Raw genomic sequence first — 26,175 nt, 5'->3', positions numbered from 1 at the left:
CCGGGGGAAGGCGGAGCACGCTTATATGAGGGTTTGTTGAGCGGATAAAGCTGGATGGTTTGTGCCATCTTTGGTCTCTCTCGTAACTGCACCTGTCTCAGCCAGCCTATGAGGCAGGGCCAAGAGGCTCGATGAGGTGCGCGCGTCGAGGGTGCGGTACACTCCGGGAAACCTGCCGGTGAATGCTTTTCCAGGAGCTGTGCCCTGCCGCCCATCGATCTGAAAGCTCCTTCTTCGCGCCGCCTTTTTCTGCAGCGAGGCGCTGCCGGTGTTTTCGCAGCCGCCCTTGCACCCGAGCTCCTGCCTCTCGATGCGCTGGCACAAAGCGGTGCTGATGCGACAAAGCCGGCTCTTCCTCCCGGGGCCCCCCGGCCTTCGGCACGGCGCCCGCGGCAGGTCCGGAGGTCTCAACTGAGACCTTCGCCCAGGCTGAAAAGCTGGTGGAGGTTGAACTTACAGCGAAGGACCGCGCCGAGGCAGCGGGCAACTGGCGGCAGGCGATGGCGCCCCTGCTGGAGCGCCGGGTCGGGCCGCGGGTGGTGCCACTGCCGGAGACCATCGCGCCTGCCACGGTCTGGACCCCCCTCCTGCCGGGCGAGCAGCTTGCCCCGGCGGCCCCGGGCACGGGCTTCCAGCCCAGCAAGCCGCTCGATCGGCCGCTTCCTTCGAGCGACACCGAGATCGCTTTTGCAAACGTGGTGGAACTGGGTGCCTGGATCAAGAGCCGCAAGCTCACCTCGGAGCGCCTGACCCGGATTTACCTGGAACGCCTGAAGCAGTTCGATCCGCAACTGCACTGTGTCATCACCCTTACGGACGGCCTTGCGCTTGAGCAGGCGCGCAGGGCTGATGCCGAGATTGCGGCCGGGCACTATCGCGGCCCATTGCACGGCATCCCGTGGGGCGCCAAAGACCTGCTCGACACCGCAGGCATCGCCACCACCTATGGCGCGGAGCCGTTTCGCAATCGCGTCCCCGCCGAAGATGCCGCGGTGGTCAAGCGGCTGCGGGAGGCCGGCGCTGTGCTGGTGGCGAAGCTTTCGCTGGGCGCACTTGCGCTGAACGATGTCTGGTTCGGCGGCCAGACCATGAACCCATGGAACCTGCAGGAAGGCGCAAGCGGGTCCAGCGCCGGTCCGGGCTCTGCCGTTGCTGCCGGGCTCGTCGGCTTCGCGATCGGCTCGGAAACCGGCGGCAGCATCGTGAGCCCCAGCATGCGGTGCGGCGTGTGCGGTCTTCGTCCCACGTTTGGCCGCGTGGCCCGGACCGGCGCCATGACGCTCTGCTGGTCACTCGACAAGCTGGGACCCATGGCGCGCGGGGTCGAAGACACCCTGCTGGTGCTCAACGCTATCAGCGGTCCCGATGCCGGCGATGTGTCCAGTGTGCCGTCGACACTGGAGTTCAACGCGGGGCGGGCGGTGCGGGGCCTGCGCGTCGGGTACGTCCCTAAATGGCTGCAGGAAGCTCCGGCAACCGAAGTGGATCGCGCCGCGTTTGCCATGCTGGAGAAGCTGGGCATGCAGCCCGTCCCGGTCACCCTGCCGGACTGGCCCTATGACTCGCTGCAGGTAATCCTGTTCGCCGAGGGCTCGGCGGCGTTTGAAGAGCTGGTGCTGTCGCACCGCGTCGATGAGCTCAAGATGCAGGTGCCGGATGCGTGGCCTAACTCGTTCCGCCAGGCCCGGTTTCTTTCAGCTGTGGACTTCGTGCAGGCAGACCGGATGCGTCGCCGCGTGGCGCTCGAGATGGCCCGCATCTTCCACGATGTGGATGTGCTGCTGGTGCCGTCGCTGCGCGACGAGATGCTCACCATCACCAACTTCACCGGGCACCCCTCGCTCACCGTGCGCGCCGGGTTTGTGGAGATTGCGGAAGCCCGCAGCGACTGGGCGCCCGATCCCGCGCATCCGCTGCCTCGCTTTGCGCCGCCGCTCCGGGTGCCGCATGGTGTGACTTTTATCGGCCGACTCTTTGACGAGGGCACGATGGTCAGTGCAGGCCTTGCACTTGAGGGAGCCCTGCATGTCGCCGATGCGCGACCGAAAGGATTTTGAACGATGCGTACCTGTTTCCCCCGTTTCGCAGCAGCGCTTGCTCTTGCATGCGCTGCAGCCTCCCTTGTTGCCGGCAGCATGGCAGCAGCCCAGCAGACACAGCAGAAAACGCTCGGAGTTCCGCAGGCGGCGCATGGCACCGAGTACGACGTCAGCAAGTATCCAAACGGCGTGTCGGCCAGTTACACCGCGCATGATTTCCAGTTTGCCGATGGCGAGAAGCTTGCCGAGCTGCGGCTGCACTACGTCACGCTGGGCACACCACACCGCAATGTGCAGGGGCACGTCGACAATGCGGTGATGATCCTTCACGGCACCGGCGGCTCGGCCGAGCAGTTCCTCGGCGCAGGCTTTGCCGGGGTGCTGTTCGGGCCGGGGCAACTGCTCGATGCGGCCAGATACTACATCATCCTTCCCGACTCGATCGGCCATGGCGACTCGTCCAAGCCGAGCGACGGCCTGCACATGCGCTTTCCCAGGTACGACTACGACGACATGGTGCGGGCGCAGCACGTGCTGCTGACCGAGGGGCTGCATGTGGACCATGCGCGCCTGATCCTCGGCACCAGCATGGGCTGCATGCATGCCTTTGTCTGGGGCGAGGCGTACCCCGCGTACGCCGACGCGCTGATGCCCCTGGCGTGCCAGCCGGTTGAGATCGCGGGCCGCAACCGGATGACCCGCAAGATGGTGATCGAGAACATCGAGAGTGACCCGACGTTCCATGGTGGCGAGTACACCGCCGAGCCAACCGCCGGCCTGCGCGCGGCCGAGGAGATTGTGCTGCTCATGGGCTCGAGCCCCTTGCAGATGCAGGAGCACGAGCCGACCCGGGACGCAGCGGACCAGTACCTCGACAAGATGCTCGACAGCCGGGCGGCCACGCTGGACGCGAACGACATGATCTACCAGTTCGCGTCGTCGCGGAACTACAACCCATTTCCAAAGCTCGGCACGATCACCGCGCCGCTGCTCCAGATCAACTCCGCCGATGACTTCATCAACCCGCCCGAGCTGCACATCGCGGACCGGGACATCCACCTGGTGCCGCATGGCCAGTTTGTGCTGCTGCCGATTACCGAGCAGACACGGGGACACGGCACCCACACCCTGCCGGCGATCTGGCAGGGCTACCTCAAGCAATTGCTCGATGCGTCCGCCGCCCCTGTAGCACGGTGAGCGGGTGCCGGCCGCCAGGCACTACGGCTCCGGCGCATGCCAACTGTGTGCGCCTGAAACAGCGGTAACGGCATTGCTGGCGCAAGACGGGTCTTTTGCTTAGACTTGGCAGCGGCGCGCGCCCGCTGTTTGCGGGCGCAGCAATGCGCCGCAAAGGGGCAGGTCGCATGGCGAGCAGGATCAAAATTTTTGGAACCCGAACCAGTGGGTATGTACTCCTGGCACTCACAATTGCCGGTTTTTCGGCCTCCGGCGCCAAGGCGCAGACCACCGTGGCCCAGCAGCGCAAAGCGGCGGCGCAACAGAAGGCCATCCTTGCTTCGAAGCCCTGGATGGACAAGAGCCTGTCGCCCGACGAACGCGCCGACCTCCTGCTCAAGGAGATGACGCTGGACGAGAAGCTGAGCCTGCTGCATGGGAATGGCATGGCGCACGGCGGCAACTGGCAGATGCCCCTGACCGCACAGTCGAACGGCGGAGCAGGCTACATCGCGCCCATCGCCAGGCTGGGACTGCCCGGGGTGGACATGTCGGACGCTGCGTACGGCGTGCGCTCCTCAGGTGAGAATGGCCGGTACTCCACCGCGATGCCCAGCAACGCCGGCGCTGCCGCGAGCTGGGACCGCCATGCCGCCTACGAGTACGGCGCGCTGATTGGTCGCGAGCTGCGCGCACAGGGCTACAACATGACCCTGGGCGGCGGCGTGAACCTCACGCGCGAACCACGCAATGGCCGCACTTTTGAGTACCTGGGCGAAGACCCGGTGCTGGGCGGCACGCTGGTCGGTCAGCTGATGACCGGCGAGCAGGCGCAGCACGTGATCGGCGATATCAAGCATTACGCCATCAACGACCAGGAGACAGGCCGCACCCTGGTGAATGCCGTGATCTCCAAGCGGGCCATGCGCGAAGGCGACCTGCTTGCGTTCCAGATCGGCGTACGCGATGCGCAGCCCGGGGCGGTGATGTGCTCGTACAACCGCATCAACGGCGACTACGCCTGCGAGAACGACTACCTGCTGAACCAGGTGCTCAAGGGCGACTGGAAATTCCCCGGCTTCGTGCTGTCGGACTGGGGCGGCACGCACTCCACGGTAAAGGCGTCGCACGCAGGCCTCGATAACGAAGAGCCGATCGACGAGTACTTTGGCCCGGCCATGAAGAAGGCCGTGCAGGCCGGCCAGGTCTCCGTGGCGGAGATCGACGGGCACGTGCACCGCATGCTGCGCTCCTACTTTGCCGACGGCATCGTGGACTACCCGGTCGAGCGGGGCGTGATCGACGTGGAGCACGATCTCGACGTTACCCAGCAGGTGGAGGAGGGCTCGATCGTCCTGCTCAAGAATGAAAAGAACATCCTGCCGCTGGAGAACGCGAAGGTTCGCTCTATCGCCGTCATCGGCGCCCATGCGGATGTGGGCATGTTGTCGGGCGGTGGCTCCGCGCAGGTGGACCCGCCGGGTGGCAACGCGATTGCCCCTCCGGGCCAGGGCACCACGCACTGGCAGGACCACGTATGGTTTCCGACCTCGCCGCTGCGGCAGCTCGAGAAAGCCATGCCCGGAGCAAAGATCGCGTTCAACGCAGGCGACGACCCTGCTGCCGCGGCAGCCGCGGCGAAGCAGGCAGATGTCGCGATCGTGTTTGTGCAGCAGTGGGAGAGCGAAGGCATGGACCTGCCGACCCTGGGGCTGCCTGACAACCAGGACGCACTGGTAGAGGCGGTCGCCGCGGCAAACCCGCATACGGTCGTTGTGCTGGAGACTGGCTCACCCGCGCTAATGCCATGGGCTGGCAAGGTCGAGGGCATCGTGGAAGCCTGGTACAGCGGCTCGCGTGGCGCAACCGCGCTGGCCAACATTCTGACCGGCGCGGTGAATCCATCGGGCAAGCTGCCGAACACTTTCCCGATGAACGATGCCGACCTGCCGCACGCCACGATTCCGCCGCTGCCTGCGGAGGATCAGGGGCAGGGAACAAGCGCGGTCGCCGGGGCAGCGCATGTTTCGACTTACACCACCCACTACGATGAAGGCCTCAAGATCGGCTACAAGTGGTACGACGCGGAGCACAAGCCGGTGCTGTTTCCATTTGGCTACGGGCTGTCGTACACGACGTTCGGCTACTCCGGCCTGAAGGTCACCGCGGGTGAGAAGCCCACTGCAACCCTGACCGTGAAGAACACGGGCAAGCGCGCCGGCGCCGAGGTGGTGGAGCTGTATGCCATGCTGCCTGCCTCCGCGCAGGAGCCGCCGAAGCGCCTGGTCGGCTTCGACAAGGTGATGCTGCAACCGGGTGAGAGCCGCACGGTCACCATTGATGTGGATCCGCTCTTCCTGTCGGTGTATGACGAGGCCAGCAGCACCATGAAGGTCGTTCCGGGAGCGTATACCTTTGCCGCCGGCGGCTCGTCGCAAACGCTGCCGCTGAAGCAGGAGGTCACACTCAGCGGGACAAGGTAGTTGTTCTGATTCGGGTGCCGTGCGGAGTGCATCTCTGCACGGCAGCTGCGCCGGGCAACAGGCCGAAAGGGAATACAAGCCGAAGCACAGTGGCGTATACACTGGCTCGTAACATGGCGATTCCTCTTCACCGCTCCGTATCCCTGCTTGCCGCTGCGACGTTTGTGCTCGCGGCCCCACTGCTCGCGCAAACCATGCCGCAGCCCCAGCCTCAGCCGGACCCCATGGTGCCCGCAATCGCGGAGCCTGTCGACAAGCCGTATGTCGGCCCCGTCAAGCTGATGGTCGACCTCAGCGACAATGCGCGCCGTGTGGCCACCGTGCATGAAGAGATTCCGGTTGCAAAGGGCGCCAAGGAACTGGTGCTGCTCTACCCGCAGTGGATCCCCGGCAACCACTCACCCACAGGTCCGATCTCGAAGCTCGGCGGCATTGTGACCACCGTCGATGGAACGCGCGTGCAGTGGGTGCGCGATCGCGTCAATGTGTACGCCTTCCACGTGCCACTGAACGCGGGCGCAAAGTCTGTCGGGCTGGACTTCCAGTACCTGTCGCCGGTCAAGCGCGCCGAAGGCCGCATCGAGATCTCCAACGAGATCGCCGACCTGGAGTGGAACGAGGTCGTGATGTATCCCGCCGGCTACTTCGCCCGGCAGATCCCTTTTGACACCACGCTGAAGCTGCCCGAGGGCTGGAAGTACGCCACGGCGCTTGAGACTGCCTCGGCGGACGGCGCGACCGTGACGTTCAAGCAGACGCCGCTCAACACGCTGGTGGATTCGCCACTGTACGCCGGCGTCAACTTCAAGCGCGTCGACCTGTCGCCCGCGCCGACCGACATCGTGCACCTCGACGTGTTCTCCGACAAGGCAGAAGACCTCGAGATCACCCCGGACGAGCTGGCCAAGCACAAGCAGCTCGCGCTTGAAGCGGACAAGCTTTACGGCTCGCATCACTACGACCACTATGACTTTCTGCTGCTGCTGAGCGACAAGGTTGGCGGCGTGGGGCTCGAGCATCACCAGTCCAGCGAAGACGGCCACGGCCGCGACTACTTTACCGATTGGGCTGCCGGTGTAGGCGGCCGCGACCTGCTCGGCCATGAGTACACCCACTCGTGGGATGGCAAGTTCCGCCGGCCGGCTGACCTGTGGACCGCGAACTTCAACGTGCCGATGCGTGACGACCTGCTCTGGGTCTATGAAGGCATGACCCAGTACTTCGGCAATGTGCTGACCGCACGTGCCGGCATGCGCACCCCGGAAGAAACCCGCGATGTGTTTGCGCGCGTTGCCGCTGGGTTCGAAGTAAGCCCGAGCCGCGAGTGGCGCCCGCTGGTGGACACCACCAACCAGCCCACCGTGTCGCAGCGCTCGCCGGTCACCTGGGTTTCCTGGCAGCGGCCCGAGGACTACTACACCGAAGGCGAGCTGATCTGGCTCGACGCCGACACTAAGATCCGCGAACTCACCAACGGGCAGAAGTCGCTCGACGATTTCGCGAAGCTCTTCTACGGCGTGTACAACGGCAGCTACGTCACGTTCACCTACCACTTCGAAGATGTGGTCAAGGCGCTCAACACCGTCGCTCCGTTCGACTGGGACGGCTTCCTCAAGACGCACGTGTATGACCTGCACCCGGCGGTGCCTGAGGATGGCTTTACCCGCGGCGGCTACAAGCTGGTGTACACCGATAAGCCCACCGCGTGGATTGAGAAAGCGCAGACCGCTGCCGGCTATGCTGACTTCTCTACCTCGCTTGGCTTCACGATCGGCTCTGCGCGCGGCGGCAACAGTGGCGGCGGCAGCATGGTTGGCTCCGTCTACTGGAACAGCCCTGCGTTCAAGCTGGGCGTGACGCCCGACATGGAGCTGATCTCCGTAAATGGCACCGCGTATGCCCCAGCCCTGCTCAAGAAGACGATCCTCGACGCGGAAAAGGACAGCAAGCCGATCGAGCTCGTCTTCAAGCGCGAGGACAAGTACCAGACGCTTGCCTTCGACTACCACAAGGGTCTGCGCTACCCGTCGCTCCAACGCGTGGAAGGCACCCCCGCGCGGTTCGACGACATCCTTGCCCCAAGCAAGGCACCGATGCCCAGCATGTAAGACGGGAAAGGGAGTGGCCGTAAACCGCGTGCGCGGCCACTCCGTTGCTTTTTAACCTGGCCTTGCATACCAGCGCATTCGTTCGTACACCTGAACACACAGGAAGCCGCCATGAAGTGGCCGCAAGCCGCGCACGCAGTTTAGACTTTTTTATGCTTCGTGCCCTGGTCGTTCTCGCTGCGTCTGCGCTTTTGTCTTTCCCCTTGCATAGTCAATCTGCCTACGACGTGGTGAACCCGATGGTTGGCACGGGTGCCGAGGGACACACATTCCCCGGCGCGGTTGTGCCGTTCGGCATGGTGCAGTTAAGTCCGGATACGTCCATCCATCCGTTCAATCACAGTTACAAATGGGCTGCCGGCTACCGGTACGAGGACACAACGATCCTTGGCTTTTCCGCGACGCACTTTTCCGGCGCGGGCCACTCGGATCTTGGCGACTTTCTGCTGCAGCCGATCGCCGGCGACGTGGCGCTCGAGCCGGGCGATGCGACGACGCCGGGCTACCGCTCGCACTTTTCGCATACTGACGAGGTGGCGCACCCTGGCTACTACGCCGTCACGCTCGACGATTACCACGTGCGCGCGGAGCTGACGGCGACGCAGCGTGTCGGGGTGAGCCGCTTTACTTTTCCGGCGGACAAGCCTGCGCACCTGCTGCTCGACATGCGCTCCTCCATCTATAACTACCCGGGCAAGGTCCTGTGGTCGCGGGTGCGTGTGCATACGGATGGAACGGTGACCGGTATGCGCGAAACACGCGGCTGGGCGCCGGGGCGGCAGCTTTACTTCGCGATGCGCTTCTCCGCACCACTCACTGGCCACGCGCTCTACGACAAGGAGCCCGAGGCTGTGCCGTACCACGGCTTCAAGGGACCGGGAACAACGCCCGAGGACACGCAGTCGATCGAAGGACGGGGGCTGGAGGCCGTGCTGTCATTTGGCGCCTTGCACGCGCCGCTCACGGTAGCCATGGCTATCTCTCCCACGGACGAAGCGCACGCGATCGCCAACCTCGATGCCGAGCAGCCGCACCTCGATTTTGACGCCACCCGCGCCGCCGCTCGCGCGACCTGGGAGCGTACTCTTTCGGTGATTGATATCGCGGCCGACGCCGACACGCGCAGCAACGTGTACACCGGCCTCTACCATGCGCTGCTTGCGCCCTCGCTCTCGATGGACACAGACGGAAGCTATCGTGGGCCCGACAACCAGGTACACGTCGCGAAGGGTTTTGATTTCGTCTCCAGCCTGTCACTCTGGGATACGTTCCGTGCCGAGCAGCCGTTGATGACTATCCTGGAGCCGCGTGAGCGCACCGAGAGCCTTATGCAATCGATGCTCGCATCGCAGGTGGAAAGCCCCTTCGGCATTCTGCCGATCTGGCAGTTCCAGGGCATCGAGACCTGGTGCATGATCGGCTACCACGCCGTGCCTGAGCTGGCGGACGCCATCGGCAAGGGACTCAACAAGCCACAGGCCGAAGAGGCCCTGCACGCCATGGTGGCGAGCGCGGACTACGCACCCTACGGCAACATCGGCGCGTACCTGAAGCTCGGCTATGTGCCGGTCGATCATGATGCCGAGGCAGCCTCCAAGACCGTGGAGTATGCGTTCGATGACTGGACGATCGCCGAGACGGCGCACCGGCTTGGCAACGAGGATGTCGCAAACCGCTTCCGCAAACGTGCGGAGAACTGGCGCAACGTCTTCAACACGCAGGATGGCTTTGTGGAGCCGAAGCTCGCGAACGGCCAGTTTCGCGTTCCCTTCGATCCGGCACGCGCGGGCGAAGCATCCGGCTTTACGGAAGGAAACGCCTGGCAATATTCGTGGTTCGTGCCGCAGGATGAGCAGGGCCTGATCCAGACCCTTGGTGGCGACAACAAGCTGATCGCCAAGCTGGACGCAATGTTCGATCAGCACGTGGACCCGAAGCAGTACGCGGACGTGGAAGATATCGCCGGCATGATCGGGCAGTACATCCACGGCAATGAGCCGAGCCACCACCTGCCCTACCTGTATGTGTATGCGGGCCAGCCGTGGCGCACGCAGGAGCGTCTTGCGCAGATCGTGGCGTCGCAGTATCGCCCGACGCCGGATGGGCTCGTAGGCAACGATGACCTGGGGCAGATGTCGGCTTGGCTGCTGTTTACGTCGCTTGGTTTTTACCCGGTCACTCCTGGTGCAAACCAGTATGTGCTCGGGCGCCCGTTTGTTGATTCCGCCACGCTGCACCTGCCCAATGGCAAGCAGTTCCGGATACTGGCGGATCACTTATCGCCGCAGAACCGGTATGTGGGGCGTGTGCTGCTCAACGGCAAGCCGCTTGAGAAAACATTCATCACGCAGGAGGCGCTGATGGCCGGTGGAGAGCTGCGATTCGAGATGCAGGCCGCGCCGGAGAAGAAGTGGGGCGCGAGTGCAGCGAGCCGGCCCTACTCCATGTCGAAAGATGGATTCCTGCCGTAAGTCGCTCGCCCTAGTGCAAGGCTGAAAAGTCGCAGCCCCGCAGTTGCATTAGCTGCGCGGCTGAAACGAAAACTCGACGCGACCTTCCTTGTTGAGCACCAGCGCTGCTTCAAACGGCCGGCCTGCCTTGGACATAAACCCGGTGAGTTTGCCGGTATGTCCATCGCGGCACAACGCGGCGACGTCGACCTCGCTCAGCGGCCGCCCCGCCACGGTGCGCCAGATGGAGAAGCGGCAATTTGTCTCCGTGAACTGGGAGCAGCCATAGAACTTCGCATCTTCACTGCGCAGGACGATTGAGCCCACCTTGCAAACAGGGCAGGGGATCGGTGCGCTTTCGGTGGTTGCCGCGCCTGGGGCCTGCTGCTTACGAGGCTTGCGTACAGGGGCGTCGGCGGGAGCAGCTGTGGCCTTGCCCGTGCGCGGGGTCGGTCGCTCGGTGCCCACGCCGGCAGTGGTTTTGCGGGTGCTCTTCTTTGCTGTCTTCGCTTTGGGTGGCAGCTCCGCCTCCCGCACAACGGCAGCGGCGGGGCGGCCTGCGGATGCGGGCGTGCTTGAGGGCTTCCAGATTGGAGCGCTACCCGGGGGCGCGGCCATCCTTGGCGCCCGGCTCAGCGCCAGCAGTTCACGCTGTAGGCGCTCATCGGCAGCACCGACCACAGACAGGTACTCCGCCTTGCCTTCGGCAATGTCGTCGAGCTGCTGCTCGAGATCGCGGGTAAACGCGTACTCCACAAACGAGAAGCGCGTGATGAGCGCGTCCACCACAACCATGCCCAGCTCGGTCGGTCGCAGATACTTTCTGTCGTCTTCGAGGTAGCCGCGCGTCTGCACGTTCTTGAGAATCGCCGGGTACGTGGAAGGGCGGCCGATTCCCATGCTTTCGAGCTTTTTGATGAGCCCTGCCTGCGTGTAGCGTGGCGGTGGCTGGGTCTTCTTGTGTAGCACGCGCCCGGTTTCCGCGCGCGGCTCCGCACCGACAGCAAGCACCGGCACCTTGCCGCAGCTTTCCCCGTCGCGCGCATCTTCGTCCTCATCCGCGTCGTCCTTCGCGGTGAGTGCCTTCCACCCGGGCACGACCAGCACGCGGCCCTCTGCCTTGAACGTGAACCGCTCCTCTCCCGCGGCAGGCTGCGGGGGAGACTGCAGGCGCGTGGTGTTCACGCTCCACTCGGCGTCGGCAAGCTGCGACGCGACAGCACGCAGCCAGATGAGCCGGTAGAGCTGCTGCTGCGCGGGGTCATCGCCGGCCTGCTCGCTTTCAAAGTGCGTCGGGCGGATGGCCTCGTGCGCTTCCTGCGCGTTGCCGCGTGCGCGCCAGGTGCGTGCGCTGGGCGGCAGCGGCAGCGAGCGCTTGGCCGCGAAGCCGCGTACCTCTTTCAAAGCCTCCGCGCTGAAGTTCTGCGAGTCGGTCCGGTGATAGGTGATCAGGCCGGCTTCGAAGAGACGCTGCGCCACTTGCGCGGTGACGTCGGGCTTCCAGCGCAGCTGGATGCTCGCCGCCTGCAGCAGCGTGCTGGTGGTGAAGGGTGGCGGCGGAGGCTGCTTTGCTATGCGGTTGGCGGAGGTGAGCACGATGCACGCGCGGCATGCCGCGGCGCGGGTGGCAAGTGCTTCGTCGAGGATGTAGCGCGCCTCCGGCGCCTCGTTTTCCTCATTCGCCTTCGCCGCGGCTGTGGATTTCTTGAGAAACGGTGCCGTTTCCCATTGGGCACGCCAGCTGTTGCTGTCGAAACTCAGCTCCGCGCCAAAGTGACGCACTTCCACAAACGCATCGATCTCCCGTTCGCGGTCGACCACCATGCGCACGGCCGGGCTTTGCACCCGGCCCGCGCTCAGGCCACGCCGCGCCGTCTGGCGTGAGAGCACCGGCGATACCTGGTAGCCCACCAGGCGATCGAGCACCCGGCGTGCTTCCTGTGCGTGCACCAGGTGGCGATCGACCGAACGCGGCTGCGTCAGGGCGCGACGGATGACGTCGGGTGTGATCGCGTCGAAGGTGACGCGCTGCGCGCCCTTGAGCTTGAGCGCCTCGGCTAGGTGCCAGGCAATGGCTTCGCCCTCACGGTCCGGATCGGTGGCAAGGTACACGACGTCGGCGCGTGCGGCGCGCGCGCGCAGCGTCTTCACTACATCGGCTCCGCGACTGCTGAGCTCGTACTGGGGCTGGTAACCGGGCATGGTGATGCCCAGCTCCTTTACCGGCAGGTCGCGGATGTGGCCGACGCTCGCGGCAACGTCCCAGCCTGCACCAAGAATGTCCTTGATCTTCCGGACCTTGTTGGGGCTTTCGACGATCATCAGGTTCACGGCAGATCCCCTGCTCAAGAGTAACGCGGTGGCCGGTCACGAGTTACAGGCATTGCCGATCCGGGCGACTCGCGGAGCATGCACCTGGCCGCCCGCAGAATGTCGAGGGGAGCCGGTACAATTGCGGAGATCAGCTTGCCAACAGAGCCGTCCATCGCGGGACGCATGCAAGTCCTCAGTTCCTGCTCTCTTTGCCGAACGCTGCGGCGCGGCCTTTGCCCTGGAACTACCCTGATAGGAAACGACGTCTGATGCACTTGTGGAATGACTACGAAGGCACGATCCTGGCCGGACAATGGACGCTCGGCCGCCTGCTGCGCACCGAAGGCCGCAGCGCTCTTTTCGCCACGACCAAGAGTGACGGCAGCCCGGCGGTACTGCGGCTGACCGAAGCGCTCAACGATCAGGCTGTGTTGCGCGCCCGCTACCAGACCATCCAGGCCGCGGGCGATCGCTACCTGGTCGCCGTTGAAGGTTTCGGGGATGCCGAGCTTGATGGCGCGCCACTGAGCTATGCGGTGCTTGAGCCCACGCAGGAGAGCCTCGCGGAGATCCTGGCACAGCGCCCGCTTTCGCCCGAGGAGACGTACGAGGTCGCCGTGAGCGTCGCGGGCGGACTCGTGGCGCTCCACGCGCAAGGCCTTGTGCACAGCCTTGTAGAGCCCGAAAGCGTGCTCGCTGCTACCGATCGCATTAAGCTCAGGTCGGATTGCGCGCGCCCGGCGCCATCGGACGAAGATGCCCTGCTCGAAGGAGCAGTGACCCAGCAGACCGACGCGTTCGGACTGGCCGGAATCATCTACCAGTCCCTGACCCAGGGACGCTTGCACGATGCTTCTGACGCGCTGGCTCTGCCGGAGCCATTTGCAACGATCGTTCGCAACACGGCACGGGGCAGCTGGGGTGCGCGCGAGATCCAGGAAGAGCTGACTCGCCCTGCGCGTGCCGCAGCCGCGCCGGTACCTGTGCCCGCGCCGGTTGCACCCGCGGTCGCAACCAGCGTACCGGTCGCGTCCGCAGAAGCCGCTTCTGTAGAGAGCGCGGCCGTGACCACCCAACCGTTCAGCAGCCGGTCCAGTGTTGTGGCAGACACCACGCCTGCGTCGGGCAGCAGCTGGAGCGAACCGCAGCCGGTAGCGCCCGGAAGCCGTCGCGGCGTATGGATCGGGATTGGCATCGTGATCCTGCTGGCACTGCTGTTCCTGCTGTTCCATCACGGTGGCAGCAGCCCCAAAGCGGCTGCACCAGCCAGCCAGCCGACGGCCGTTTCTCCGGCCCCTGTGCCGACGCCTGCAAGCGCCCCGGTGCACAAGGTCGTGACCCCGGCAGCGGCTACTGCCGCGGCTCCAAAGGTCGCTCCAGAGACAGCGCCAGTGGTGCCCGGCGGCAAGGTCTGGCGCGTGATCGCCTACACCTACAACCGGCGCGACGAGGCGAGTCACAAGGCCGCCATCATCAACGACCATTACCGTGGCTTCAACGCGGAGGTATGGAGCCGGACCGGGCAGCGCCCCTTCCTGGTGACGATTGGCGGCGAGATGACACGGCAGCAGGCGTTTGTGCTGCGCGAACGCGCCCGTCGAGCGGGGATGGCGCGTGATGTGTATGCGCAGGACTACGCACGTTAACCCACGCCGCTTGTTGCGCCGGGCAACGTACGGCAAGTCTCACACCGCGCCGTAAAGGTCGCAGCACAGATACAAACAGGATGGCCGCCTTCTTTATCGAGGCGGCCATCCTGTTTTTACGTGTCAGGCAGTGGGGAGCCCGGCACTCCGGTAGATCTGCATCATCAGCTCCATGTCGCGCAACCCTTCTTCTCCGCTCATTTTGACCGGCTTGTCATGGGTGATGCAGTCGGCAAAGTAGTCTGCCTGCATCGTGAACTGCTGCGGGTCATGGATGGCCTCGGGCAGGTCGATCTCGTCGTGCCCCTTGCTGCCATCGGCTTTGGCGACCTGCGCTTTCATGTGGATGCCCTGGTAGGCAAAAGCGGGTGAGAGCTCGAGCATGCCCTTGGAGCCGAACACTTTGTATGCGCCGTCCATGTTCGCGCCATAGCTGGTGGAGCAGGTGGCGGTGATGCCCGATGGAAACTTCATCGTCCAGCCGACATTTTCCTCCACCTCGTTGAAACGGCCATCGTGGTCGATCACCGAGGCGTAAGCCGACAGCACCTGCGGCTCTTCCCCGGTCAGGTAGCGGCAGGCATTGAGCGAGTAAATGCCCACATCCATCAGCGGACCGCCGCCCGCAAGCTTGCGGTTCAAGCGCCACTCGCCCGGCTGGATGTTGAAGCCGTTGGCGCTCTGGATCGCCTGCACCTGCCCGATGGCCCCGGAGCGGATCAGCTCAATGGCCTTGAGATTCACGGGTTCCAGCTGGCAGCGGTACGCGATCATCAGCTTGCGCTTTGCCGTGGCGCAGGCTGCGATCATTGCGCGCGCGTCGGCAACGGAGGTGGCCATCGGCTTTTCGCATAGCACGTGTTTGCCCGCCCTGGCAGCGCGAATCGTGTACTCCGCATGCATGCTGTTGGGCAAACCGATGTACACAGCGTCAATGGCAGCATTGTCGCGTATGCGGTCGTACTGCTCGTAGGTGTACACCGCCTCGGCAGGTACTCCGTACTGCTGCGCAAGCTTGTGTGCCTTGTCGGGCGTGCCGCTTACGAGGGCAGACACCTTGCCATGCTGCGACTGCAGCAGCCCGGGCATGAAGTGGTCCACGGAGATTCGTCCGAGTCCTACGACGCAATAGCCGATCCGGCCGTCGCGGGCGCTTTGCGGGCCCGGGCTTTGCGCAGTTGCCCGGTTTCCCGGGAGCAGGCTGGCGGCGGCTGAAAGGCCCGCCAGCTTGGAAAAGTCACGACGCGAGTAGAGCATCTGGTGGAGTCTCCGATGGGCTGTGATGGAGGAAATATTTCGCACAGGCGCGGTGTGCGTGCAGCAGTTTGGATCGTTGGATGGTGAATCAATACATCGCGGCGATCACAAACCGCCCTGCCTGCTCGTTCTGGGCTCGGTGCCATTGTGCACGGCCGCCCGGTGTTGTGGGAAGCGAACCAGCGCCGGACCGGCCCCGCATCATTGGTCGCGGGTGCGTGTTGGGGCGTGCTGTCAGATCGTGATAAATCTCCCTCCCGCATGCATGCAGCAACGCGCTATGCTGGTGCGTCCTCGGCAGCAACGACGAGGTTGAGAAAGATACGGAGGGCCATGGCGCGCAATACGGCACAGCAAACCGGCAAGGCCGCTCCCCCACGCGGCGGCGTTCCGCTTGCTTCGAGCGAGACGGCCCGACACATGAACCGCGATGTCATCCTGGAGCTGATCCGCCGGCACCAGCCTGTCTCGCGAGCAGACCTTTCCCGCCTGTCCGGGCTCCAGCGTTCCACGGTCTCGCTGATCGCGGAGCAACTGATGGGTGAACGCTGGGTGCGCGAAGGCGCCGTAGCGCAGTTGCCCCGGGGACGGCGTCCCACCTTGCTTCACCTGAACGAGGAACTTGCCCTGCTGGTCGCCGATGTGCACCCGGGGCATGCCGAGCTCGCAGTGGTTGCTCTGAATGGGACGTTTGTTGAGCGCAAACAGCTTTCGCTGCGGGCAAGTCCCACGTCCGCGATCCGGCAGATCGGCAACGAGATGCTGAAGATGCGTGCGCGGCACCCTTCGCTCACATTTGAGGGGGTCGGCGTTTCGCTGCCGGGGCGCGTTGATCCTGCCACGCAGGAGTTGATCTTCGCTCCAAACCTGCGGTGGCAAGGCCAGCCCATCAAGCAGCTTCTTGAAAAAATGACCGGCCTGACGGTTGAGCTTGAGAACGGCGCCAATGCCGCGTTGCTGGCCGAACTGTGGCTGGGCAACCTCCACGGGGTGTTAGACGCCGTGCTGGTCAACATCTCGGAAGGCATCGGCACCGGGCTGCTTGCCAACGGGCGGCTGGTTACCGGGCAAAGCGGGATGGCGGGCGAGTTCGGCCACGTGCCGCTCGACCGCGAAGGCCCTCGCTGTGGATGCGGGCTGCAGGGTTGCTGGGAGGTGTTTGCCTCGACGGAAGCCGCGTTGCGCTATTACCGGAAGGGCAATGGACATGCGCCGCCTGCGGGTTCACAGGCGCTGACATTTGCGGAGTTGCTGCGACTGGCGGAACAGGGTGAGCCCGCCGCGTGCGCCGCAATCACCAGGCAGGCCCGTGCGATCGGGTGGGGACTCCGCGCTGTGAATGCCGGGCTCTCCCCCGAGGTCATCGTGGTGGCGGGCGACGTTGCCGAAGCGTGGGAGATGTACGAGCCGCATGTGCAGCAGGAGTTGTCTGCGTTGGCACTCGGCGCGGCGCGTGCCCCGCGCCTTATGGTCGCCCGGGAGCGTGGCACCACGCGGCTGCACGGGGCAGCGGCGATCGTGCTGCAGCGCAATTCGCTGTTTCGCAGCCATCCGCAGCGATAACAGGACGCAAAGCGGGGCAGGTGGATCACTCGCAAACATAGTTTGAATCGTGCACAATCTTCTGCAGGCGGATGCAGTCCGCGAAAGCAGGTCCAGCAAAATGATGTCCCGTCCGAAACCGAACCGGTCCAATCCACTGAACCATGCCGCGCTGCCTTCCATCATCGCCCTGCCACTGGCGCTTGCCTGCTGCGGAGCAATGGCGCAGACGCCGGGCAGTGCTGCTCCGCTGGGCAGCGCTCCTTTCAAGAATGCGTCGCTGCCGATCGCGCAGCGGGTGGATGACCTGGTAGGCCGCATGACGCTGGAAGAAAAAGCGGGCCAGATGGTGGACGAGGCTCCGGCGATCCCTCGGCTCGACATTCCTGAATACAACTGGTGGAACGAGGGACTGCACGGGGTTGCGCGGTCGGGTTACGCCACCATGTTTCCGCAGGCCATCGGCATGGCCGCTACGTGGGACCGGGAGCTCGTGGGGCAGGAAGCAAATGTGATCGCAACCGAGGCACGCGCCAAGTACAACCGTGCCATCGCGGAGGGCAACCACGGGCGCTATTTCGGCCTGACCGTCTGGTCGCCCAATATCAACATTTTCCGCGATCCCCGTTGGGGCCGTGGACAGGAGACCTATGGGGAAGACCCATACCTGACCGGCACGCTGGGTGTCGCGTTTGTGCGCGGACTGCAGGGCACCGACGCGCGGTATCTGAAAGTGGTCGCGACCCCGAAGCACTTCGCCGTGCACAGCGGGCCGGAGAGTGAGCGGCACAAGTTTGACGTGACGCCCTCACCGTATGACCTCGAGTCGACGTACTTCCCGGCCTTCCGCGCCACCATTGTCGATGCCAAGGCCGCTTCGCTGATGTGCGCCTACAACGCGGTGGATGGCACCCCGGCCTGTGCCAACACGATGCTGCTGCAGAAGACCCTGCGCGACGCCTGGGGCTTCAAGGGCTTTGTCACGTCGGACTGCGGCGCCATCGATGACATGTACCCGCAGAGCTACCCGGACCACAACACCCAGAAAGATGCCGAGCATGCTTCGGCCGTCTCGGTGCTGGCGGGTACCGACACCAGCTGCGTGCCCACGTACAAGCACCTGGTCGAAGCGGTGCACGATCACCTGATCGCGGAGAGCGCCGTGGATACGGCGGTGAAGCGGCTGTTTACGGCCCGCATGGAACTGGGCATGTTCGACCCGCCGGCCATGGTTCCCTACAACAGCATTCCGTTCAGCGAGGACGACAGCGCGGCGCATCGCGCGCTTGCGCAGAAGGCAGCGAGCGAAGCCATGGTGCTGCTCAAGAACGATGGCACGCTGCCGCTGCGTTCCGGCGTGAAGACGATCGCGGTTGTAGGCCCTAACGCCGCCTCTCTGATTGCGCTCGAAGGCAACTACAACGCCATCCCCTCGCACCCGGTTCTGCCGGTGGACGGCATGCTGCAACAGTTCCGCAACGCCAGGGTGGTGTATGCGCAGGGCTCGCCGTTTGCCGAAGGCATCGAGCTGCCCGCACCGCGTACGCTCTTCACCACGCTCGACGGCAAGCAGGGTCTGCTCGGTGAGTACTACGCCGGAACCGAGCCTGCCGGCACGCCTGTGCTCAAGCGGGTCGATGCGCAGATTGATTTCGATTGGAGCCATGCCAGCCCCACGCCCGGGCTGCAGCGCGACGGCTTCACCGTGCGCTGGAGTGGAAACATCACCGCCCCGAAGCCGGGGACTTACCAGTTCGGAATCAAGGTAGGACGCTGCGGCGAAGGCTGCGGCGACAAGAGTGCCGCGGAGCGTGAGACCGAACGCATCGTGGTCACGGTCGATGGCAAGCCGGTGGACACGGCAAAGCACACAGCAGGCGGCGATCAGTATGACTCAATCCTGCCGGAGATCGACCTGGCGCTTGCCGACGCGAAACCCCATGCGATCACCATCGAGTACCGGCACCTGGGCAAAACCACGCCCGCCGGCATCTCGCTGCGCTGGGTGGCCCCCACTGCAACCGAGCTGGATGAAGCCGTGGCCGCCGCGCGGCAGGCCGATGTGACGGTGGCATTTGTCGGGCTGCAGTCGGAGCTTGAGGGCGAAGAGATGCCGGTGCACGTGGAAGGGTTCGCGGGCGGCGATCGCACCGCGCTCGACCTTCCGGCGGCACAGCAGAAGCTGCTTGAGTCCGTGGCTGCGACCGGCAAGCCGCTGGTCGTGGTCTTGATGAATGGAAGCGCGCTCGCGGTGAACTGGGCGGCGGAGCACGCCAACGCGATCGTGGAAGCCTGGTACCCGGGCGAGGCCGGGGGCACTGCCATTGCGCAGACGCTTGCGGGAGTGCAGAACCCCGGCGGCAAGCTGCCGCTGACCTTCTACGCGAATGTGGACGACCTGCCGCCGTTCAATGAGTACTCGATGAAGAACCGCACCTACCGCTACTTCGCGGGCAAGCCGCTCTACCCGTTTGGCTTCGGGCTCAGCTACACGCACTTCGCTTTTACCAACATGAAGCTGTCGAGCCAGAGCGTGGCCGCAGGCCAGCCGCTGACGGTGGAAGCCGACCTGAAGAACACGGGAAGCGTTGCCGGGGATGAAGTTGCGGAACTGTACCTCACACCGCCCCGGACGGAGATCTCGCCCAGGCTGCAACTGATCGCTTTTGACCGGGTCCACCTCAACGCCGGGGAGTCCAGGCATGTACGGTTTGCGCTGGATCCGCGGCAGCTCAGCACAGTCAATGCAAACGGGCGGCGCGCCATGGTAGCCGGCCAGTACTCGCTCGCGCTGGGTGGTTCGCAGCCGGCGGCTGGAGGCGCGGATTCCAACGGGCCGGGCCTGACCGCGCAGTTCAGCATCACGGGCGAGCAGGAGCTGCCGAAGTAGGGTCGAACGCGCGTACCGGCGGAAGTGCGGCGAAGAGTGGTCAAACACTAAGCTGACAGGGCTCTGGCCTGCGAGCCCTGTCAGCGATTCGGCTACTTATCGGGTTCCGGGTGCGGCGCGGTGAAGTCATGGCAGCATGGCTTCTGCGCCGGCTTGAACTCCATGTACTCGATGCGCACACCATCCGGGTCAAACTCGTTGAGTTGGTATTTGCCATCGCGGCCCATCTGCTTGGCCTGCTGTCCCTCCGGCGGAAATCCGCGCTTCTGGAAAGCGGCCACGACCGGATCCATAGCCACAACACCGAGCGAGAAGTGATCGGCCACGCCAATGGCGTGATGGCTCGGGTTAGGTGGATTGTTCAGCATGTATTCCAGCCAGTCCGTACCATCCGGCACCTGCAGTGAGAAGAAGTCGGTCTTGTTATCCTTCATGCCGCCGGTCCAATACAGTTTGAAGCCCAGGATGTTTCGGTAGAACTGGTCCTCCGCCGGGGCGGACTTCACGATGAAGCCGGCATGGATGATGCGCCCGGAGATGCTGTCGACAGGCTTTGCGCCGTGCAGCCCGCCAGCCGGGCGCTGCACAAACTCGATCGCGTTTCCTTCCGGGTCCTTCACCAGAAAGCGCTGCTCTCCGTCGCGGAGCCTGTTCACTGCGTCAGGCACAGCCACACCTTTGCTCTTGAGGTACATGCGCAGTGCTTCGGCGTTGGTGGTGGCGAAGGCTACGTGTTCCAGCGCGAGCTCGGACGGCGACTTGGCGGGGTGCACCTCCACGGTCTGCCGAGGGTCGCCGTAAAACCGCACCCCGTCGGCGAACTCGGGCGAAGCAACGGCGGTCCAGCCGAGATAGTGCGTGTAGAAGTGGCGCGAGGCCGCCATGTCCTGCGTGGCGATGGCGACATGCGCGATGCCGGTGATGGGGGGGCGTTGCGGTGCGGGCGCAGCCAGCAGGGTGGTTGCGGGCAGCAGCAGCGCCAGCGCAGCCGGGACAAAGCGGAGTCGATCGAAAACAAACATGGAAGCAGCCTTTCGGAGGAGATCGTGCTTCCCGCTGGATCGGTCCGACTTTCAGTTGCGGAACACGGTCGCAGAAACAAGCACGGAGTTTATAGCAGGTATGATCCACCCCGGGCGAACCGGCGTCGTCCGGCAGCGCGCGCTGCGGACCTCGCGCGCACTGCGAGCAGCTTGCTGGAAAGCTCCTGAGCAGGCGTGATCGGTCGCTGGTTGCAGGCGAGATACCGGCTCGTACCCACGCCCGAGATTGTTATCGGGGCTGCGCCGCGAGAGGGCTGGGGCGGTAGACGGTGGCAGCATCCGCGGTTCCGGTCTTTTTCACCGTAATGGTGCCGTCGGCGGTGGCTGTTGCCTCAATCCGGTTTGCTGCATCACCTTCCCCATCGTGCAGGTTCGCGATATGCGCGGGCTCCGTGTTGTGCGCGGGACCGCCCTCCTGCGAGAAGTGCAACTGCCAGAGCGCGGGCTTCGAAGGGGCGCCGGCGACAACCCCAAGCACGCGCGGCGAGCCCCCCTTGCGCGCGCCATTGTCCATGATGGCGACCCTTGGCGCCACTGCGTCGACCAGTGCCGGACTGGAGCTTTGCTCGAAGCCGTGATGCGAAACGATGAGCAGGTCCACCTTGCCAACCTTGTTGACTGGGCACACCAGCGGGCGTTCCTTGTCCCAGGTGAGGTCGCCAAGATCGAGGATGCGCAGTTTGCCCCACTCGATCAGGATCCCGAGCGAGCGCGCATTCTCGGTAGTGTCATTTGCGGGCACATCTGCAGGGCGCTTGCCATCCGCTGCGCCGCAGAAGGGATTCGTCGCGCCGGCACCGGGCAGGGGATTGCCGATGAGCACGCCGTCGGCGCTGAGCACCGTGGCGCGAGGCGCACCCGGGGCATTCCAACCGGGCAGCAGTTCCCCGGGCCGCATGATGCGGTGGCCGTACTTTCCCGATGACAGCAGCTTCTGGTACGCGTTCCAGCCCGCAACGGTGGCCGGGTCATTGAACTCGCGGTCAGGGCCATGATCGAGAAACATGCCAATCGGAAAACGCGCCGCGAGTTGCGGCACTCCGCCCACGTGGTCGGTATGGTAGTGCGTGATCAGCACGGCATCGATGCGGGTAAGACCGGCAGCCTGTGCGGCGGAAACAATACGATCGGCGTCGCGTCCCGCGTTGCCGGGCCATCCTGTATCGATCAGCAGCGAACGCCCGGCCGGCGTCACAAAGAGGGTCGCCTGTCCACCCTCCACGTCGATGAAAAACATGCGGAGGCCGTCATGCAGCGGGTGCGTGGCGGATGCCGCAGTGGGGGTTGTGCCTGGTGCAGGCAGCGCGGCACCGAAGCCCGGTGCTGCGCAAGCCGCGGTAATTAAAAAAGCTGCGCAGGCTGCGCGCACAACGCCTTTTCTCAGAAGCAATGTTTCCAGCAAGCTTTGTCCCTCCACAGAAGTCCGATTCCAGCGATCCACACAGCGCGACCGTCGATCAGAAGCAACCCTACCACCAACCTGGTTTGACGATCGCAGTCAGTGACACGTGCTTCGGCGCGCAAACCCATTCGCACCGAAGCAGAGATGTTTCCGGCGCCAAGCGGCTACTCCTTTTCGCTGACAAACACCACAGTCGTCAATGCAGGGATGGTGGCTGAGCCCTCTTTGCTGTTGAAGGTGCTCTGCTGCACCGTCGCATCTGAGGACGCCTGCTGAACAGGGTGCAGGTGAAGCGCCATGCCCTGCAGGCTGCTGTCGGTGTAGGTGAGGGACGTGTTGGCAGCGTTGAAGAACACAACGATGTGATGGGCGTCTCCGTAAGCGTGCCCGTGATCGTCCAGCTTCATCACGATCAGTCCGGGAGTCTGGCTCTGTCCTGTGTTGAGGAAGCTGAGGTTCTGCTGCACCTCGTTGAAGGTGGCCATGCGGAACAGTCCGCTGCTGTAACGGATGCGCAGGAACTCCTGGAAGGCCTGGGTTGTTGCTGCGAGGGACGTGGGCGTTGCCTCAAGCGCTGGATTGGCAAGCAGCGGCTGCATCACCGGCCACTCCGACTGGTTTTGACTCGCGATCGGCAGGCCGGTGCCCCAGTTGTTGCCCTTGCCGCTCCAGTCGATCTTGTTGAACCAGTCGCCGGAGTCGTAGGAGTTGTTGTCCATGTCTTTCGACCGAAGCAGGTCATCGCCGCCATGGAAGAAGGGGATGCCCTCGCCGAGCGCGATAAGGCTCATGGCAAGGACCTGCCGGCGAGCGCGCTGCCCGATGGTGTCTCCCTCTGCGGATTTGAGCTGCACGGCGTCGAACAGGTCCTGGTTGTCGTGCACCGAGCAGTAGTTCACGTCTTCAAGCGGAGTCGCGGTGTAGCCTGCCGGCTGACCGCCGTAATTGAGCTGTGCCCCGGTCGTGGTCTGCCCCAGGTAGTTCTGGAAGGTGTAATCCCGCAATGCCCCTGCCAGGCTGAGACGGATAAGGTCCGCGCCCTGCAACAACGTGGTGCGCTGATCGCTGGCTGCCGTGTTCTGGTTGGTGTAGCTGCTCGAATCTGTAAGCAACCCGGTGGCAAACCCCTGCACCTGCTCGGCCGTGCCAAAGGCATTGCCGCCACGTACGGAGTCGCGCATGCGGTCATTGAAGCTGCCGATGCCGGTGCCGTAGAGATTGATCTGGCTGGCGTTGGGTCCGATGGCGTTATTGGCTGCCTCGGCAATCTGGAATCCTTCCCCGTAGACATAGATCTTGCTGCCATCGATCCCGTCGCGCTCAACGGTAAGCGCGTCCAGGGCATTGCGGATGTCCACCATGTTGTAGACAAAGTGCATACCCATCTCATCAAAGCGGAAGCCGTCGATCTTGTACTGCTTCGCGTTGAGCAGCAGGGTGTCGATCATCAGCTTTTCGGTCATCTGGTGTTCGCTTGCGATGTCTGCACAACAAGAGCCGGTCTCGAGTACACCGTTTGCATCGAGGCGATGGTAGTAGTTCGGTACGAGCTCATCGAGGTTAGCTGATGGGTCCTGCCCGCTGGCCGAGGTGTGGTTGAATACCACATCCTGGATCACGCGCAGGCCAGCCAGGTGCAGGCCCTGCACCATCGCCCGGTATTCCAGCACGCGGTTGTCGGGGTTGATCGCGTACGCACCTTCAGGCGTCATGTAGTGCACCGGGTCATAGCCCCAGTTATAGGCGTCCGTGCTTTGCACCGCAGTGACGGCCTGCTGCTGCTGTTCAGAGTCGGGCGGGTACTGTGCGAGGTTGCCGGTGGTTGTCCAGGTGCTCTTGTCCTCGTTCACGCTTGCGAAGTGGAAGCTCGGCAGGATGTGCACTGCCTTGAGCCCGGACAGGGCAAGGGCGTGCAGATGGCGCATGCCGTCGCTGCCCTGGTCGGCAAACGCATCGTAGGTGCCGCGGTGGCTGGCCGGCACCGTGCTGTCCGCCACGCTGAAGTCGCGCACATGCAGCTCGTAGATGCTGGTGTCGAGGATGTTGTCAAGACGCGGCGAAGGGGAGAAATCCCAGAGTGCGGGCTTCGTAGTCTCCGAGGCAAGATCGGTAATGCGGCTCATCGTGCCGTTGAGCGACAGATCGACCGAGTACGGGTCCGTCGTGGTGTTGGTCAGGATCGCCTGCTGCGCCGCCACGTAGACCCGCGCCTGCAACTGGTAATACCTGCTTCGCCACTCGATCGGGACACCCGCGCTCCAGACGCCATTCTGCTCCTGCATGGCGATCGTCTTCGCCGGGACGGTATCGGTCGGCTCGCGGAAGAGCAGCAGCGAGAGGCTCTGCGCCGTGGGCGCCCACACCTTGATCTGGATCGGGTAGGTGGGCGATTCCGCACCCTGCAGAATCGAGTCGGGGGTGATGCCATGCGGGATCACAACTCCCAGCGGGCCGGCATACGCAAGCAGCGCATCGAGCGCTCCAAACGTCTGCACGCCGGTGGTGTACTTCAGTGTGCCGTCGGCAGCGGTGGCGGCGACTTCAAGCTGGCTCTTGAGTGCCTGCCGTACGGTCGCCGGATCAATCTGTACGGGCAACTTGAACAGCGCGTAGCCGGCAAGCTGCGGGAAGCGTGTGAGCTCCTGCTGTGTGAGTGTGCCCGAGAATGGCGTCAGCGCGATTCTGGTGCCGCCGGTGAGCCCGGTCGCGGTGATCTGGAGGCCGGCCGTCGGACTCGCGTTCAGCGTCCAGGTGTAGCCGGACTGCGCGTATTGCGGCTGCACCGCAATGGTGGTGGCGTCGATCCAGTAGCTCTGCAGCTGGTTGAAGGGGCCAAGCAGCAGTTGCGCCGGGGCCGGCTGTTGTGGAAACACATCCACATCGCCTGAAATCACCCAACCCTCCGGCTCCTGCGGGATCTGCAGGTACTGGTTGGGCCCGGGATCCTTTACGCCTGTAGTGCAGTTGTGAATGATGAAGCCAAGCTGCCCGGTCGAGACGCCCACGTCAAAGTAGGGGCCATAGCTGTCGTAGCCGGCGTAGTAGTCCTCGGTCGAGCAGAAGGTGCCGGACGGATCCGTTGTCGTGCCGAACGGGTAGAGGCTCCAGTTGGCATAGTTGCCGTCGGGGCGGTAGTAGTGGATGCGGGCGTGATTCGCGGGGATGGGGCCATCCTGACCGATCGTGGGCCGGTGATTCAGCATGATGTCGCTGCCCGAGAGCTCCCAGAACTCGTTGCCCTGGGTAGCGGGATCCACATGCTCGTCAGGTCCGGGGTCCTTGGTGTTGCCAATGTGCAGGATCAGCCCGACGTCGGCGGCACCTGTGGTCACACCCACGTCGAAGTACGCGCCGAAGCTGTCGGTGCCGGTCACCGGCACAGGACCGCCGGCGAAGTTGTTCGGTTCGGTCGTGTCGCCGAAAGCATAGACCGTCCAACCGGTGTAAACCCCGTCCGGGCGGAAGTAGTGGACCCGAATCTCGCCTGCTGGGATCGGAGGCTCGGTCTGCGCGGTGGCGGAATGCGTCGCAGCCAGGGCAAACAGCGCAGTGGCGAAACAGAGCGTAAGGAGCGGACGGAACAACTTCATGCCAGAGGCCTCCGGAATTGCCGAAGCCAAGTCAATGGCATGGACACGACGGTCTGCAAATCAAAATTGGCACATTGTTGGTTCACCAGCTAAGCCGCTGCACGTCAGCGGTTTAGCTGGTGATCTGCAACAGCGGGAGAGACCGGGAGGATGTCTAGCCAGAGCGGGGTGCGTTCAGGCAGCAGCCTTGGGGCGCAACGGTGCCCGCAGCAGGGCTGTCACCAGGACCGTTTCAA

General features: G+C 64.2%; 13 protein-coding genes. 8 read left to right on the top strand and 5 right to left on the bottom strand.

Annotated features, from left to right (window positions below):
• Positions 1-440: 440 nt before the first annotated feature.
• From D1Y84_RS07215 to D1Y84_RS07195, 5 genes are all read left to right on the top strand, one after another.
• A complete protein-coding gene (locus D1Y84_RS07215; protein WP_233581229.1) occupies positions 441-2,057 on the top strand; it encodes an amidase in 1,617 nt (538 codons plus the stop codon).
• A gap of 78 nt (positions 2,058-2,135) precedes the next feature.
• Entirely contained in the window at positions 2,136-3,236 is a 1,101-nt protein-coding gene (locus D1Y84_RS07210) for an alpha/beta fold hydrolase (RefSeq protein ID WP_124847913.1), read from the top strand.
• A 167-nt stretch (positions 3,237-3,403) separates the two neighbouring features.
• Entirely contained in the window at positions 3,404-5,698 is a 2,295-nt protein-coding gene (locus D1Y84_RS07205) for a glycoside hydrolase family 3 protein (protein WP_124847912.1), read from the top strand.
• Between the two features lie 113 nt (positions 5,699-5,811).
• Positions 5,812-7,806: a M61 family metallopeptidase gene (locus tag D1Y84_RS07200; RefSeq protein WP_124847911.1), complete on the top strand. Its 1,995-nt coding sequence runs from the start codon at positions 5,812-5,814 to the stop codon at positions 7,804-7,806.
• Between the two features lie 152 nt (positions 7,807-7,958).
• Positions 7,959-10,277 (top strand): GH92 family glycosyl hydrolase, encoded by a 2,319-nt coding sequence (locus D1Y84_RS07195; RefSeq protein WP_124847910.1) that lies wholly within the window; start codon positions 7,959-7,961, stop codon positions 10,275-10,277.
• A 48-nt stretch (positions 10,278-10,325) separates the two neighbouring features.
• On the opposite strand, the gene topA is transcribed toward D1Y84_RS07195, so the two are convergent.
• Positions 10,326-12,578, bottom strand: coding sequence for a type I DNA topoisomerase (gene topA, locus D1Y84_RS07190; protein WP_233581559.1), 2,253 nt, complete (start codon positions 12,576-12,578; stop codon positions 10,326-10,328).
• Positions 12,579-12,838: 260 nt separating this feature from the next.
• Between topA and D1Y84_RS07185 the strand changes: the two genes are divergently transcribed.
• Positions 12,839-14,215, top strand: a complete 1,377-nt coding sequence (locus D1Y84_RS07185) for a hypothetical protein (protein ID WP_124847908.1) — start codon at positions 12,839-12,841, stop codon at positions 14,213-14,215.
• Between the two features lie 123 nt (positions 14,216-14,338).
• On the opposite strand, the gene D1Y84_RS07180 is transcribed toward D1Y84_RS07185, so the two are convergent.
• Positions 14,339-15,472, bottom strand: a complete 1,134-nt coding sequence (locus D1Y84_RS07180; protein WP_124847907.1) for a Gfo/Idh/MocA family protein — start codon at positions 15,470-15,472, stop codon at positions 14,339-14,341.
• A gap of 333 nt (positions 15,473-15,805) precedes the next feature.
• Here D1Y84_RS07180 and D1Y84_RS07175 point away from each other — a divergent pair, with 333 nt between their 5' ends.
• Both D1Y84_RS07175 and D1Y84_RS07170 read left to right on the top strand, forming a co-directional pair.
• On the top strand, positions 15,806-17,035 hold the full coding sequence (locus D1Y84_RS07175) for an ROK family protein (protein WP_124847906.1): 1,230 nt from the start codon (positions 15,806-15,808) through the stop codon (positions 17,033-17,035).
• A 103-nt stretch (positions 17,036-17,138) separates the two neighbouring features.
• Complete coding sequence (locus D1Y84_RS07170) at positions 17,139-19,904, top strand: glycoside hydrolase family 3 C-terminal domain-containing protein (protein WP_233581226.1); 2,766 nt, start codon at positions 17,139-17,141, stop codon at positions 19,902-19,904.
• A gap of 92 nt (positions 19,905-19,996) precedes the next feature.
• Here the strand turns inward: D1Y84_RS07170 and D1Y84_RS07165 are convergent, their stop codons facing one another.
• The 3 genes from D1Y84_RS07165 to pulA form a co-directional block, all read right to left on the bottom strand.
• On the bottom strand, positions 19,997-20,926 hold the full coding sequence (locus D1Y84_RS07165) for a VOC family protein (protein WP_124847905.1): 930 nt from the start codon (positions 20,924-20,926) through the stop codon (positions 19,997-19,999).
• Positions 20,927-21,176: 250 nt separating this feature from the next.
• Entirely contained in the window at positions 21,177-22,184 is a 1,008-nt protein-coding gene (locus tag D1Y84_RS07160) for a ComEC/Rec2 family competence protein (RefSeq protein WP_124847904.1), read from the bottom strand.
• Between the two features lie 329 nt (positions 22,185-22,513).
• Positions 22,514-25,939: a pullulanase-type alpha-1,6-glucosidase gene (gene pulA, locus D1Y84_RS07155; RefSeq protein WP_124847903.1), complete on the bottom strand. Its 3,426-nt coding sequence runs from the start codon at positions 25,937-25,939 to the stop codon at positions 22,514-22,516.
• Positions 25,940-26,175: the final 236 nt, after the last annotated feature.

It is taken from the genome of Acidipila sp. EB88 (genome assembly GCF_003858395.1).
Taxonomy (GTDB): Bacteria; Acidobacteriota; Terriglobia; order Terriglobales; family Acidobacteriaceae; genus EB88.
This window is presented reverse-complemented; position numbering and strand designations above follow the sequence as displayed.

Excerpts from the sequence above, each read along its gene's own strand:
- D1Y84_RS07210 (WP_124847913.1), top strand. The coding sequence starts at position 2,136 with ATGGCAGCAGCCCAGCAGACACAGCAGAAAACGCTCGGAGTTCCGCAG.
- D1Y84_RS07205 (WP_124847912.1), top strand. The coding sequence starts at position 3,404 with ATGGCGAGCAGGATCAAAATTTTTGGAACCCGAACCAGTGGGTATGTA.
- D1Y84_RS07170 (WP_233581226.1), top strand. The coding sequence starts at position 17,139 with ATGTCCCGTCCGAAACCGAACCGGTCCAATCCACTGAACCATGCCGCG.
- D1Y84_RS07180 (WP_124847907.1), bottom strand. The coding sequence starts at position 15,472 with ATGCTCTACTCGCGTCGTGACTTTTCCAAGCTGGCGGGCCTTTCAGCC.
- D1Y84_RS07200 (WP_124847911.1), top strand. The coding sequence starts at position 5,812 with ATGGCGATTCCTCTTCACCGCTCCGTATCCCTGCTTGCCGCTGCGACG.
- D1Y84_RS07175 (WP_124847906.1), top strand. The coding sequence starts at position 15,806 with ATGGCGCGCAATACGGCACAGCAAACCGGCAAGGCCGCTCCCCCACGC.
- D1Y84_RS07160 (WP_124847904.1), bottom strand. The coding sequence starts at position 22,184 with ATGTTTTTCATCGACGTGGAGGGTGGACAGGCGACCCTCTTTGTGACG.
- topA (WP_233581559.1), bottom strand. The coding sequence starts at position 12,578 with ATGATCGTCGAAAGCCCCAACAAGGTCCGGAAGATCAAGGACATTCTT.
- pulA (WP_124847903.1), bottom strand. The coding sequence starts at position 25,939 with ATGAAGTTGTTCCGTCCGCTCCTTACGCTCTGTTTCGCCACTGCGCTG.
- D1Y84_RS07195 (WP_124847910.1), top strand. The coding sequence starts at position 7,959 with ATGCTTCGTGCCCTGGTCGTTCTCGCTGCGTCTGCGCTTTTGTCTTTC.
- D1Y84_RS07185 (WP_124847908.1), top strand. The coding sequence starts at position 12,839 with ATGCACTTGTGGAATGACTACGAAGGCACGATCCTGGCCGGACAATGG.
- D1Y84_RS07165 (WP_124847905.1), bottom strand. The coding sequence starts at position 20,926 with ATGTTTGTTTTCGATCGACTCCGCTTTGTCCCGGCTGCGCTGGCGCTG.